We start from the raw sequence: 12,885 nt of genomic DNA, 5'->3' as shown, positions 1-12,885 counted from the left end.
CCTTCTCAGCTTGCGACGCCACGGTGCTCTCCTCATACAGCTGCGCTGACCTATGTGAGCATGGCCCTATGCGAGCACGGCGTTGAAGGTGCGGTGGCCTATTTCCGCTATCAGCGGGTTGTCAGCCGAGTGGGCCAGAAACGCGAGCGACAGCGCGAGTGCCCAGCCTCGCGCTCGTGCCCAGATGTGATCGTCGGGTGCGTACTCGCCCGCCGTCCGATAGGCGTTCTGGAAAGCATCGTGGTATTCGGTAGGCAGGAGCATCCAGGCCACGGACAAGTCCGTCGCAGGGTCGCCGGAAGTGATGTCACCGAAGTCGATCACACCGCTGATGCGGCCGCGATGAACCAGGATGTTGGCGGGGTGAAGGTCGCCGTGCACCCACGACGGAGACCTGCTCCACGTCGGCACCGCGACTGCGGCCTCCCATGCGCGCATCACGGCCCTGCGGTCGACCATGCGGCCCAATACGCCCAGGTTCTGGATGACCGCCGCGCTGCGGTCCGCGAGCGGGATGCCGCGGTTGGGGTTCATAGGGGCGTTCGGTGCGGCGGGAGTGTGCAAGGCCCCCAGAAATCCGGCAAGGCTGACCGCGGCGTCTCGCAGGTCGGCCGGCGGCATCCGCGCGGCAACCTGTCCGGGCAGGAATGGGACGATGCTCCACGGCCATGGGTAGCCAAGACCCGGTTGCCCGGCCCGCACCGGCGCAGGAACCGGCAGTGGCAGCCGAGGCGCCAGAACGGGGAGCCACCGCTGTTCGTGCACGAGCAGCCTGGCGGCCACCGCACGCCTCGGCAGTCGGGCGACCAGCGTGTCTCCGACCCGGAACATGACGTTGTCCCACCCGTTTGCCATCACCTCCACAGGCAGGTGAGCTAGGTCGGGTCGCTGGGCGGCCAAGAGCCGACGAACCAGCTCCGGGAAGACGTCCACCTCGGCGGCCGGCATGCGGTGAGGACCCACCCCGCGACCCTAGCCGACCGATAACCGAATCTGCCGCTGAGCACTGTCTGTGCTGAAACGGTTCATCGCGTGGCGGGAAACGTGGGATCTGTGCCGTTGTGCTCCTACCGGGTCGGCGTGAAGGACGAGACGACCAGCCAAACGGCAGTAGCCGTGATCACGACCGCGACGGCGAGGTTTTTCGCCTGTCCGGGAATCATGTCCTTCGATTGTCTGCGGATCACGTGCCGCGTTAGGCGGACGGTTCCGGCCCAGGAGATCCGCTGCCGGGGGCTCCAGACGGCCGACGCGACGAGGACGGCCGCGAGAAGCAGGTGCCACCGCACGGAATCGACGAGAGATGTCTGGAAGTCGCCGCCATACCAGCGGACGTACGCCACGACATCGCGTAGCGGGAAGAGGAGAAGAACCACCGCGGCTGCGGAGCCGGCCGATCGTTCCCATCGGGCGGAAGCCGCCGCTCTCGCGGCTGTCGCCAACGCGACGAGAACGACCGGCAGGCCGATCCGGTCGGCATCACCGGACCACCATGCGAGGTCGTCCCAGAACGACTCAGGAGCTTCGATGCTGGCGTAGACGACCGTGAAGGACCTGCCGAACGTGACCGGGAAGCGGTGGAATGCCGCCGCCCATGCCGCGGCGCCGACGGCACCCGCCCACAGGATGATCCCGTGCCATCTTGGGGGCAGTGGTGGCCGGGCCGCCAGGAGCAGCGCCCCGGCCACCGGGTAACAGACGATCAAGGGCCAGGGCGGTACGGCCACCCGCTCCTGCCCGGTGCACGGGTCGGGGCCCGGCAGGAGAAACGCAATGAAGAGTCCGAACGCGAGCACGACGCCGACTGCGGCGACCGCCGTGAGCGTGGCCCGACGTGGCCCGCGCAGGAGAAGGGCCGCCACGACGACCGGCAGCAGGAGAACACCCCAGAACAGCAGCTCTCCCGGCACATTCTCCAGTGCGTAGGGACCTTCCATCGGATAGGGAGCGGGGCCCGTCGCGGAACAGAACCAGCCGACGCTCTGCCTGCCGACCCCGAAAGTCGTCAGGATCACCGGCCCTGACACCGCCAGAACCGCACCGAAGCGCAGCACCGCCGCCGCCGAAGAGCGCACTTCTGCCGCGGGTTCCTGTGTCACGGCACCCTCTCCCGGAAATGATCAACTCGAGCGAGAGTAGCGGATGACCGCCGACCGAACGGGGCCGCTTTCCGCGGCGGGGCCCGCCTATCGCCGACATCGGCAGGGGTGGGCGACCAGCCCGCGCACGGTCTGGACGCCGGAGTGGACGGCCGGGGCCTGAGCGCGGCGCGGAACACTTGCCAGAGGTGTCCAGACGCTCGCGGGTTCCGTGGGATCTTGCCAACGCCGTTGCCGGCAACGGCGTTGGACGCCGGTGTGCATCCCTGGAAGCCGAACAAACCGAAAGGGTGATCGGACACCCGTGGATGTCGATGGACGTTCTCGGACTGGCTACGGATCATTGGAAGGTGCTTGGCCGGTGCTCTGTCTGTCCCGGCTCCAGATTTCGGTGCATCGAGGGAGGTCCTCGATGCCTCCGCCTTCGGGGATCATGCCCCACAGGAAGGGGATCAGATACTGAGGCGGTTCGCCCAGGAGCTCGGCCAGTTCGTCCTCGGTGACGGTGAGGGTGAATGCCGGGCCCGGTTGCCCAGGGTTCCATCCCTGTTCGATGGCTTGCCGGATGCATCCGGCGACGAGGGCGGGGCGGACCGCGATCGTCCGTTCTCCGAGCCAGTTGTCCGGCCGGGCGCAGGGAAGTGACACCACGAGAACGCGCCCCGGCTCCTCGGCCCGCTCGACGGCGACGGTGAGGGGACTCCAGCCGTTTCCCTGGCAATAGGTGGGCCTGTGTCGGATCCGCCAGCGGAAGACGGTGTCCTCGACGCTGATGGGCCGTGAGCCCTTCCTGGGCATCGCCACGGGCGCCTCCAAGCTTCTGCTCTGTTCCGTCGCTGTTCCGTGGGTATTCAAGATTTATTCAAGGTTTTTCGCACAGCGGTCGATGAATAGTGGGTGCCGATGGGTTTTCGGACCCGTCCGGCAGTCCTGAGCTGTGCGAAAGGGGTTCGACGGTCGCGACATGGTTGCACACGGCGTATCCGATGACCGATCTCTGCAATTCCGTATCCTCGGCCCGCTGGAAGCGAGCCGATACCAGCAGATCCTGCCGATATCCGCCCGGCGCCTGCGCGTCGTGCTGGCGACCATGCTGCTCGCCGCGAACAAGGTCGTGTCCACCCAGCGGCTGACCCGGGCACTGTGGCCCGGCTGGCCGCCGGACACGGCGCGAACGCAGATCCACTACTGCGTGTCCTCGCTGAGGAAGCGACTCGCCCCGGCGGACGTCATCCTCTCCCACCCCTCGGGTTACGCCTTGACGATCATCGAGGAGCAACTCGACGCGCTGGCGTTCCACCGGCTCGTGTCCGATGCGAAGGCGGCGCGGGAGAACGGCGACCTGGATGCGGCCGCCCGGCGGCTGCGGCAGGGGCTGTCACTGTGGCGGGGCCCGGCCCTGGACGGGCTCGACATCCTCTGCCTGGGAGCGGAGGCCGCCCGGCTCGACGAGCTGCGGCTGCAGGCTTTCGAGGAGCTGGTCGACATCGAGCTGCGGCTCGGCCGGGCCCGGGAGGTGATTCCCGGGCTCCGCGAGCAGGTGGCCCTCTTCCCGCTGCGTGAGCACCTGGCGGCCCAGCTCATGACCGCGCTCCACCGCGCGGGCCGCCGGTCCGAGGCGCTTGCCGTCTTCCGCGGGGTACGGCGCCGCCTGCGGGAGAGCGAAGGGCTCGAACCGGGACCCGAGCTGCGCGGTGTCGAACAGCTCATCCTCATCGCCGGCGCGTCACCCGGCTTCGGCGCCTGACTCCTCCGCCGCGCCGGACGGTGCCGCGTACACGGCCACGTGCAGCCGGAACAGCTCCGCGTACAGGCCGTCCTGCGCCATCAGCCCGGCGTGCGTGCCGTGCTCGACGATCCGGCCGCGGTCCAGGACGTAGATCCGGTCGGCGAGCTGTGCGCTCGTCATGCGATGGGTGATGAGGACGACCGTCCGCGGTTCCCGAGCCTCGTCTCCCGTCGGCGACCGCCGCCCGAGGACCCGCGCGCTGACGTCGGCGAACAGCGCGTGTTCCGCGCGCGCGTCCATGGCCGCCGTCGGCTCGTCGAAGATGAGCAGCGGCACGTCCCGGTAGAGGCCGCGGGCGATCGCGATCCGCTGCCACTGCCCCCCGGACAGTTCCTGGCCCCCGGCGAAGCGGCGGTCGAGCAGCGTGTCGTACCCGTGCGGCAGCCGGTCGACGACCGGACCGAGCCCGGCCGCGATGCCGGCCGCGATCACCGACGCGTCTCCTCGTGTGTCGCCCGCCTCGATGTTCTGCCGTGCGGTGAGGGGCCAGCGGGTGTAGTCCTGGGGCACGTAGCCGATCCGTGTCCGGAGCGCGGCGGGGGCGATCTCGGTCGTGGGCACGTCGTCCCACCTCACCTCACCCTTGTCCGGCCGGTAGAGCCCGGCCAGGATCCGCGCCAGCGTGGACTTGCCCGAGCCGTTCTCGCCGACGAGGGCGATGATCTCTCCCCGCTTGATCTCCATGCTGACGCGGTCGAGCACCGCTACCTCGGAGGCCGGATAGGAGAACGACACGTCCCGCAAGGTGATCATGTCGAAGGCCGGGGGCGCGGCGGCGGGTGACGGTTCCGGCGTGCGCTCCCGCGCCAGCGCGCAGAAGTCGAGATAGTCGGTGAAGTACAGGCCCTCCTCGTAGCAGCGGCTGACCGTGCGCATCAGGGCGATGAGCGTCGCGCGGCCGATGCTCACGGCGAGCGCCGCGGTGGCCGCCTCGGCCAGGGGGACCACTCCGAAGACGAGCAGGAGGCCCAACGTCAGGTACACCACGCTCGCGCTCAGGGCGGCGAAGACCTCCCCCAGTATCCGGACGCCCGTCTGCCTGCGCGCCAGGCGCAGGCGCTCACCCTGCTCGACGCGGGCGACCGCGGAGAACTGCGCCAGCAGGAAGCGGCTCATGCCGTACGAGCGGACCTCCAGTGCCGTGGCACGGTCGGCCATGAGCTCGTTGATGATCCACTTGCGCCGCAGACTGGTCGACAGCAGATGGACCGTTGCGTACCCCATCCTGGCGACCAGCACCTCGGCCCACCCGGCCGGCAGCGCGGCGACGACCAACAGCGTCAGCAGCAGCGGGTGGAGCATGCCCAGCACGCCCGCCACCGCGGCGATGCCGGCCAGCCCGGCCACGACGCTGACGGTCGCGTCGACCACGGCGCTCGCCGAGGCGGTGCCGCGGTCCCTGGCCCGGTGCATGGCGTCGCAGAAGGCGGGATCGTCGAACGCCTGCACGTCCACGCCCGTCGTCAGCTCGTACAGCCGGTGCTCGGCCACCCAGGTGACCTGGGGCTGCAGGCGCAGCTGGGCCCAGTCGGAGCCCGTCCGCGCCGCCATCCTGGCCAGCCCGGCGGCGGCGATGACGAGCAGGGACGGCAGCGCTTCGCGGAACGCGCCTGCGGGCGAGACCGCTGTGATCAGGCCCTGGAAGACGCCCGTGGTCGGCAGCAGCGTGAACAGCGTGAGCACGGCACCGGCCACGCCGAGCGTCAGGGCCGCCGCCGTGTCCCTCGGGCTGGCCTGCCCGGCGAGGCGGATCGCGTCCACGACCAGCCGCGGCAGCCGCCGGGCGACCACGCGGAACGGCACGCGCGACAGCTCGTCCTCGCGGGGGTACCAGGCGGGGTCGTCGGCGAGCGCCGGGAACTCCGCGGCCTTCTTACGTCCCAAGGAAACCCCGCTCTCCCAGCACCTGGCCGCCGCACGTGGCGAGGCTCGTACGGCCCGCCTGCCACGACCAAACGTAGGCGCCCTCGTCCGGGCATCCGGCGTCGTTCCAGAGCCGGCGCACCACCGTCAGCCGTTCGGCCAGGCCACGGCCCGCGGGCGTGGCTCGGACCGCGCCGCTCCCGTCCACGATCAGTGAGCAGTTCTCGTGGGCGCCGTCCACAAGCTGGACGGCGGGGACGCCTCCGGCCGGGGGAAAGGACGGCAAGGCGGCCAGCCCGGGGACCGCGAAACCGGCGAGCAGGGCCAGGCCGGCAGGCGTGCCCGGCTCGATCGACCCGGCGGGCCCGAACTCGTCCAGGTCCACCTCCACGGCCTGGTGGACCGGTGCGCCGGGCAGCACCGTCGCGCCGCTCGATCCGTCGTGCACCAGCGAGGGGCAGGTGCGCCCGTTGTTGGCGAGGAACCACCCGGTGGCCAGGTCCTCGCCGGTCCGCCGGACCACGAGGGTGAGCCCTCGCCACGGCAGGGGATACGTGGTGACCAGCGTCCCGTCCGGTTGCAGCGCGGTGATCCAGCCGTCGGGGACGGCGGCGGTCGCGGCCGAGACGAGGATGCGGGAGAAGCGCGCGTGTCCGAGATCGAGCCGGGTGGCGTCGCCTGCGCGAACCGTGACCATGTCGAAACCGAGGCGCGCGAGCGTCCTGCCCGCCACGGCGGCGAGGCCATGGTCGATCTCGACGCTCTCGACGGCCGCCCCGGTGATCTCGGACAGAAGCGCCGCAGCGTACCCGGTGCCCGTCCCGATCTCCAGGGTCCTCGCTCCGGCGGGCGGGTCCAGTTCCTGAAGCAGGTGCCCGAGGAGAGACGGCGCGGTGCAGGACGACCGGATGCCGCCGTCGTCCGCGCACCGGACGACCAGAGGCCGGTCCAGGTAGGCGGCGGCGATCGCCTCGGCCGGATCCGGCATCTCGGGCCAGCGGAACCGGTCGTCCGGCCGTTCCGGCAGCCAGAAGCTGTGGTCCGCCATGAAGGAATGCCGGGGCACCCGGGCGAAGGCGGCGCGCAGCCACGGAGAGGACAGGCCCTTCTCCTCGGTGAGCAGCGTGACGAGAGCCGCCCGGTGCTCTGCGGCGATCTCGTCGACGACGGCGGCGGGTCGCACGCCGAGCCCTATCGGACCAGCCCGGCCGCCAGATACTCGGCCATGGCCCCTCTCAGGTTCAGGTCCTCGACCTCGTCGTCCAGCCAGGCGAACTGCCCTGACGGGTTGACCTCCAGGAACACGTGCTCGCCGCGGGGCGTGACCACCATGTCCACGGCGCCGTAGTTCAGCCCGAGCTCGCCCATGAGCGCACGCAGGCCGGTCTCCACCGTTTCGGGGATGTCCACCCTGCTGTAGCGGAGGTGCCCGTCGAAGCCCACCGGGCAGGAGCGCCAGTCGACGGCCCGCCCGCCGTCCTCATCGAGGCCGTCGATCCTGATGGGGAAGAGCCGGTCGCCGATGACGGTGATGCGCAGGTCGTACGCCTTCTCGACGAGCTCCTGGAAGATGCAGGGCCCGAACCGGACGCGGGTCAGCAGGTCGTCGTCGAGCCGCGTCACCGCCGAGGTGAACAGGCCGCCCGGCCAGCCGCCCGGCTCGCGGATCAGCCCGCTGTTGAGTGCCTTGTAGATCATCGACCCCTTGCACTCGGCATGGAACGGCCTGACCTGGGCGGGATCATTGGTGATCAGGGTCCGGGGCACGCGCAGCCCCACATTTCCGGCGATCCGCAGCTGCAACGGTTTGTAGTCGGCGCGCGACTCGCGGTCGGGCCGGTTGACCCAGAGCACGGGCAGACCGCTCATCACCCCGCCGAACGCGTGCGCCGCCTCCTTCTGCGCGAACTCGCGGAACGGGCCGGCGAGCGCGTCGTCGAACCGGAAGGCCGTCGGCCGCAGGTACCAGACCGACGCGACATCCTCCAGCGAGATCGATCGCTCGCTGTGGGTCGAGTCGAACAGTTCGGTCGTGCATCCCGCGGGACCGAGCCTGTACGTCAGCGTGGAGCTCACCGGGTAGTAGCTCGTGTCGTAGCGGAACACCGGAACGTCCATGTCATGGAGGACCTTGATGACGCTGTCGGCGGTGAGATCCATTTCCTGGGTGAGGACGACGACCGTGCGCTTCATGCGAATCCCTTCGTGCTTTGTGAGCGGCAGGCTGCCCGCAGGGAATGACCGGCCGGCGAGGAGGCGGGAACGCGGGGGATCCCGCCTCCGCCCGCGCGGGCGGGCGTCACGGAGCGGACGGCGGCCGGCCGTCAGGTCACCGGACCGTCAGCAGGCGTCGTCGGTGGTCAGGTCGTTGATCCACGAGCCGCCGCCGATGTAGGTGAGCTTGTTCGTCATCGTGTACACGCCGAACATGCGGATTTCCTGGTGCGAGGTCGACCAGATCTGCGCCTCGGGGTCGTAGTGGTGCTGCGACCAGAGTTCGGCGAGCGGGCCCTCGCCCGCGACCAGGTCGGGCCCGTAGTCGATCTCGAACGCGTACCCGAACGGCTTGAGGGCGTCGTCGACGTCCAGATAGGCCGTGATGCGCTCGATGCAGTCCGGCAGGCTCAGCTCGAGGTACTGCCGGGAGGTGCGGAAGGATTTCGGATACATTTCCCTGGCGGGCGCTTCTTGGATAACGAGGTCGAATGCCATTCCCTAGCCCTCCTTGCGGAACGTGGAATTTCGGCGGGTCAAATTTTCCCGGCCTTTTCCACTTGAAGAATAAGCAACCGGCGCTACCAGTGGACTATCAAACCGCTACCATGGCTCCGACCTGACCGTTTCCCCTGAAGGGCCTATTTTGCGCATGCCGCCGGTGGCTCGGGTTCGCGCCCGATGACGCATGCCGTACGGGTTCGGTCGGCGAGGTGGAGAATGGCTTGCTCAGGCTCCGCCTGACAATCGTCGACCCAGGCGCTCCGCGTCCTGGTGCCGCCTTTGGGTTCGGTAACACTGCTGGGCCTGGCTCCACGTGGTTATGGCTTGCCGTTCGTCGCCGAGCGCTGCGTGGACGTCGCCCAGGTGCTCCAGAATGCCGGCCTCGTCGTGAGCGTTGCCGATTGTGCGGATCAGTGTGAGCGCCTGGTGGTAGTAGTTCAAGGCTTCACCGTGTCGGCCCGTTCGACAGGCGACATAGCCCAGGCTGTCGAGGGTGTTGGCCTCCCCGTCATGGTGCCGGTGATGGCGGAAGATGGTCAGGGCGGCTTCGCAGTGGGCCCGCGCCTCGTCGAACCGTCCGTCCTGGGCCGCGTACCAGCCCACGTCGTTGAACGCGTCCGCTGTTTTCAGCGGGTCGTCGAGAGCCTCGTAGTGACGGAGCGCATGCGTGGCGTGCTCCAGGGCCTTGCGGTATTCCTCCTGCCGTGCCCAGAGCACCGCCAGGCCCTGGTGGATGAAAGCCTGGGCATCCAGGTCTCCGATGTTCTTCGCAAAGGTGAGCGCCTGGTGGAAATGCTCCAGAGCCTCGTCCGATCGATCCATCCGGCTGCAGGCGTGTCCGAGGATGCGGTGAGCCGTCATTTGGACCGCGGGGTCGTCGAGGCGGCGGGCGGCGTCCAGCCCCGCCGTCCAGGCGGCGAACTGATCGTGCAGCGTGCCGCGCCGGAAGTGGAAGGTGTCCAGGCTCCACGCCATCTGCCATACCACGTCGTACCAGCCGCGCTCGGCCGCGAGATGCTGGGCGGCCAGCAGGCAGGCGTACTCCTCGGTGAACCACCTCCAAACCGAGTCCTGGTCGAGTACGAGGATCCGCTGGCGGCCGCACGCCGGAGGGGTGGGCTCAATCGGGGTGCGATGCGGCGCGAGGCGCCGTTCGCCGTTGTAGGCAGAGTGCAGATAGAAGCCGACCAGTCGCCGAAGCGCCGCCTCACGGCCGGATACGGGCAGATCTCGCTGGGCCCGTTCGGCGGCGTGGAGACGGACCAGGTCGTGCATCCGCCATCGGCCTGCGGCGTGCTGGTGAATCAGGAAGGACTCCTCCAGCCTCCGCAGTAGCCCGCGGATCTGGGCCACGGGTAGAGCGCTCAGGGCGGCGGCGGCCTCGAGACCGATATCGGGACCGGGTGTCAGGGCCATCAACGAGAGCACCTCGGCGACCTCGGCGGTGAGGGCCTGGAAGGAGGTTGCGAAGACCGTACGCACGCTCGCGGAGGGGTCCCCGCTGTGCAGCATGTCCAGTCGAGCGGTGACGTCCTCCAGCTCAGCGGTCAGCACGGCGAGCGACAGTTGGGGAGCGTGGGTGGCGCGGGCGGTCAGGATGGCCAGGGCCAGGGGCATGCCCCCGCAGTAAGCCAGCAGGTCGGTGACGGCCTCCGGTTCGGCGTCCAGACGCTCGGCGCCGAGGCGACGGACCAGCAGCCGACGTGATTCGACCTGATCCAGCACGTCCAGGTCGGTGGGTATGGCGCCATGGTTGGCCGCCATGCCCACCAGTTGCCGGCGGCTCGTCAGCACCACGGTGCAGGTGTGGCTCCCCGGTAGCAACGGGTCCGCCTGAGAGGTGTTGCGGACGTTGTCCAGGACGATCAGCATCCGTCGTCCGGCCATCAGGCTGCGGTACAGCCCCACCTGCGCGCCGGCGTCTGCCGGCATATGTTCGGGTGGAACACCGAGCGCTTCCAGAAAGCCCGTCAGCACAGTGAACGGTGAAACCGGTGGTTCGACCGGATCGAAACCCCGCATGTTCACGAACAGTTGCCCGTCGGGGAAGCGGTCGATGTTCTGGTAGGCCCAGTGCAATGCCAGCCACGTCTTGCCGACGCCGCCGCAACCCCCGATCGTGAACACCGCCGTATCGGTTCCCGGTCCAGCCGACTGATCCAGGGCTCCGCTCAGCCGCGCGAGCTCCGTGGCGCGGCCGGTGAAGCGCACGGGAGGCGACGGGAGCTGGCGTGGAACGGGGACCGCGTGATCACCCGTCATGGACGGAGCGGAATCGGGCGCCGTTATGGCGGGATCGCTCGCGAGAATCTGCTGGTACAACGTATGCAACGGCGCACCTGGGTCCGTGCCGAGCTCCTCGGCCAAGCACTGCCGGATCCGCTGGTAATGCTGGAGAGCCTCCGCCTGTCGCCCGCTGCGGTACAGGGCGAGGATCAACTGCGCGGCCAGTCGCTCGTCGAGAGGACGCAGAGCCGCATGCGCCGACAAGGTGGCGACCAATTCGGTGTGCCGGCCCGAACGCAGGTAGAGGTCGACAAGGTCGGACTCAGCGGTGTGCCGCTGTTGTTCCAGCCGTTCACGCTGGGCGTTCAACCAGGGTGTGTCAAGTCCGGCGAAGGCCTCTCCCCGCCATAGGCGGACCGCCTTTTCGAGCAGTTCCTGAGCAGTGGCTGCGTCCGCTGCCGTCCGCGCTTGAGTGACCCAATCCTGGAAACGGTGGAGATCGACGGTTGAGGGATCGACTTCGATGGTGTATCCCCCGGCGCGACGTGCGATGCGGGCACCGTCGGTGGCGGCCAGGCTCCGTCGGAGCCGCGAAAGGTAGCTGTAGAGCGTCTCACGACCTCGTCGCGGGGAGCAGTCCGCCCACACACGGTCCAGCAGTTGGTCGATCGGGATGCACCTACCGGCCTCGACCAGCAACGCCGCGAGCACACAACGCTGACGCGCATGCCCGATCTCGATGTGCCGACCGTCGAGCAGGACCTCGACGCCACCCAGAAGCCGAAACTCCACCGGCATGGCCGCCCCCGTCAGTTGATCTTTTTTGTCTAGCGGACCTGACCGGCCGATTCAAGAGGTTTCACGGGCAACGGGCACGGCCGCTTATGGCGGAGGCGCGGAGAGCCCTTGGGTTTTCTGGTGACCGCAGTCGAGGTCCGTCTGCTGTCGCGGCCTTTGTCAGCCTGTCATCGGTGAAGTCAAAGGCAGGGCGCTCCTCGCCGGACAAATCTGCCGGGGTTCTGAAATGTGGCTTTTGCGGTACTAAAGGGTAAAAGAAGATCTACGATTAGATGTGCTTCCTGTTGTTGATCAACCAGGAGGCCCGGTGTCATCGCGCGAGCAGATGGACCATTCCCTCAGCAGACGACGACTGTTTCAGGCCGGCGGTCGGGTCGCCGTCCTGGCGGCCGCAGGCTCCCTCCCGTTCGTCGGTGCGGGCACCGCGCGCGCCACCGTGGCGCCCAGCCCGCGGTTCGACTTCGAGGGGTCCGGAGACAACCCGATAACCAGGAAGTCGCTGCACGCCAACTGGGTGATGCAGTCGTTCGCGTATGACAACGTCAATCGGCATGTCTATTTCGCGCAGCACAATTCGCAGAACACCGACCCTGCACACGTTGGTGATCTGTGGATCACCAAGACGGACCTCGCCGGTAAGCAACTGGGTTCCATGACCGTGCACAATTTCGGACACGGTGTGCAGATCGGTGTGGAGCCCTACAACGGGGCCGTCTACCTGTGGACGGAATGGCAGGATCGGAACCCGCCGACCAGCTTCGGTAACCGGATCGGGCGCTTCAAGTTCGTGAACGGCGCGGTTCTCGAGAAGGACAGCGGCTCGATCCAGGACCGGACTCCCACCCTTGCGAACATGCACCCTCAGTCGGCCAACCCGCAGCCTGCGATCGATCCGAGCACCGACCGGCTGGTGGTGCGGTTCAGGGACGTCAACGCGGACATGCGCATCGTGCTGTTCCGCATGAGCGACGCCCGGGCCGGCCGGCTCGGTACGGGGTCTCGGCTTGCCGAGCGAGCCCTGCCGACGAGGGCCGCGACCTGGGCCGAGGCGAATCCCTTCCAGGGCTTCACGGCCTACGGCCAGTACGCCTACCTGCTTGAAGGCGGGGTGAGTGACACCTCCTATCTCACCGCCATCGACCTGAACGGTGTGGGGCAGAGCGTCGCGCAGGACAGGTGGCCGACCTCCGCCGGCCGATCCCTGCCTGGCCGCGAGCCGCAGGGGATGGCGATCTGGCTTGCGGCCACGAGCGGCGGGGCGGTCCAACCGCGGCTGGCCTTCGGCTTCCACTCGAACACCGACGGTGTGCGTCAGGCCAGTGTCTTCTACAAGGACAGCTTTCTGTAATCGGGGTGCCGGGGTGAGGGATGATCTTCCGGAGGATTCCGGGA

General features: G+C 68.6%; 10 protein-coding genes. 2 read left to right on the top strand and 8 right to left on the bottom strand.

Annotation, left to right across the window (positions count from 1 at the left end):
• Positions 1-66 precede the first annotated feature (66 nt).
• From OHA77_RS14285 to OHA77_RS14275, 3 genes are all read right to left on the bottom strand, one after another.
• Positions 67-948 (bottom strand): aminoglycoside phosphotransferase family protein, encoded by an 882-nt coding sequence (locus OHA77_RS14285; protein WP_406318580.1) that lies wholly within the window; start codon positions 946-948, stop codon positions 67-69.
• Positions 949-1,067: 119 nt separating this feature from the next.
• Positions 1,068-2,099, bottom strand: coding sequence for a hypothetical protein (locus OHA77_RS14280; protein WP_406318578.1), 1,032 nt, complete (start codon positions 2,097-2,099; stop codon positions 1,068-1,070).
• Positions 2,100-2,432: 333 nt separating this feature from the next.
• Positions 2,433-2,903, bottom strand: a complete 471-nt coding sequence (locus tag OHA77_RS14275; RefSeq protein WP_406318576.1) for a hypothetical protein — start codon at positions 2,901-2,903, stop codon at positions 2,433-2,435.
• Positions 2,904-3,063: 160 nt separating this feature from the next.
• Between OHA77_RS14275 and OHA77_RS14270 the strand changes: the two genes are divergently transcribed.
• Positions 3,064-3,846 carry a BTAD domain-containing putative transcriptional regulator gene (locus tag OHA77_RS14270; RefSeq protein ID WP_406318574.1) on the top strand — a complete coding sequence of 261 codons (783 nt, stop codon included), beginning with the start codon at positions 3,064-3,066 and terminating at the stop codon, positions 3,844-3,846.
• Here OHA77_RS14270 and OHA77_RS14265 read toward each other — a convergent pair.
• The 5 genes from OHA77_RS14265 to OHA77_RS14245 all read right to left on the bottom strand — a co-directional run bounded on the left by OHA77_RS14265 (position 3,826) and on the right by OHA77_RS14245 (position 11,493).
• Positions 3,826-5,772, bottom strand: coding sequence for an ABC transporter ATP-binding protein (locus tag OHA77_RS14265; RefSeq protein WP_406318572.1), 1,947 nt, complete (start codon positions 5,770-5,772; stop codon positions 3,826-3,828). The genes OHA77_RS14270 and OHA77_RS14265 overlap by 21 nt on opposite strands.
• On the bottom strand, positions 5,762-6,934 hold the full coding sequence (locus OHA77_RS14260) for a protein-L-isoaspartate O-methyltransferase family protein (RefSeq protein ID WP_406318570.1): 1,173 nt from the start codon (positions 6,932-6,934) through the stop codon (positions 5,762-5,764). Before OHA77_RS14260 ends, OHA77_RS14265 begins: the two co-directional genes overlap by 11 nt.
• An 8-nt stretch (positions 6,935-6,942) precedes the next feature.
• On the bottom strand, positions 6,943-7,944 hold the full coding sequence (locus OHA77_RS14255; protein WP_406318568.1) for an MvdC/MvdD family ATP grasp protein: 1,002 nt from the start codon (positions 7,942-7,944) through the stop codon (positions 6,943-6,945).
• A gap of 147 nt (positions 7,945-8,091) precedes the next feature.
• Complete coding sequence (locus OHA77_RS14250; protein WP_406318566.1) at positions 8,092-8,463, bottom strand: hypothetical protein; 372 nt, start codon at positions 8,461-8,463, stop codon at positions 8,092-8,094.
• A gap of 231 nt (positions 8,464-8,694) precedes the next feature.
• Positions 8,695-11,493, bottom strand: a complete 2,799-nt coding sequence (locus OHA77_RS14245) for an AfsR/SARP family transcriptional regulator (RefSeq protein WP_406318564.1) — start codon at positions 11,491-11,493, stop codon at positions 8,695-8,697.
• Positions 11,494-11,800: 307 nt separating this feature from the next.
• Between OHA77_RS14245 and OHA77_RS14240 the strand changes: the two genes are divergently transcribed.
• Positions 11,801-12,841, top strand: coding sequence for a hypothetical protein (locus OHA77_RS14240; protein ID WP_326820132.1), 1,041 nt, complete (start codon positions 11,801-11,803; stop codon positions 12,839-12,841).
• Positions 12,842-12,885: the final 44 nt, after the last annotated feature.

The organism is Streptosporangium sp. NBC_01639 (assembly GCF_045209755.1).
Lineage (GTDB): Bacteria > Actinomycetota > Actinomycetes > Streptosporangiales > Streptosporangiaceae > Streptosporangium.
This window is presented reverse-complemented; position numbering and strand designations above follow the sequence as displayed.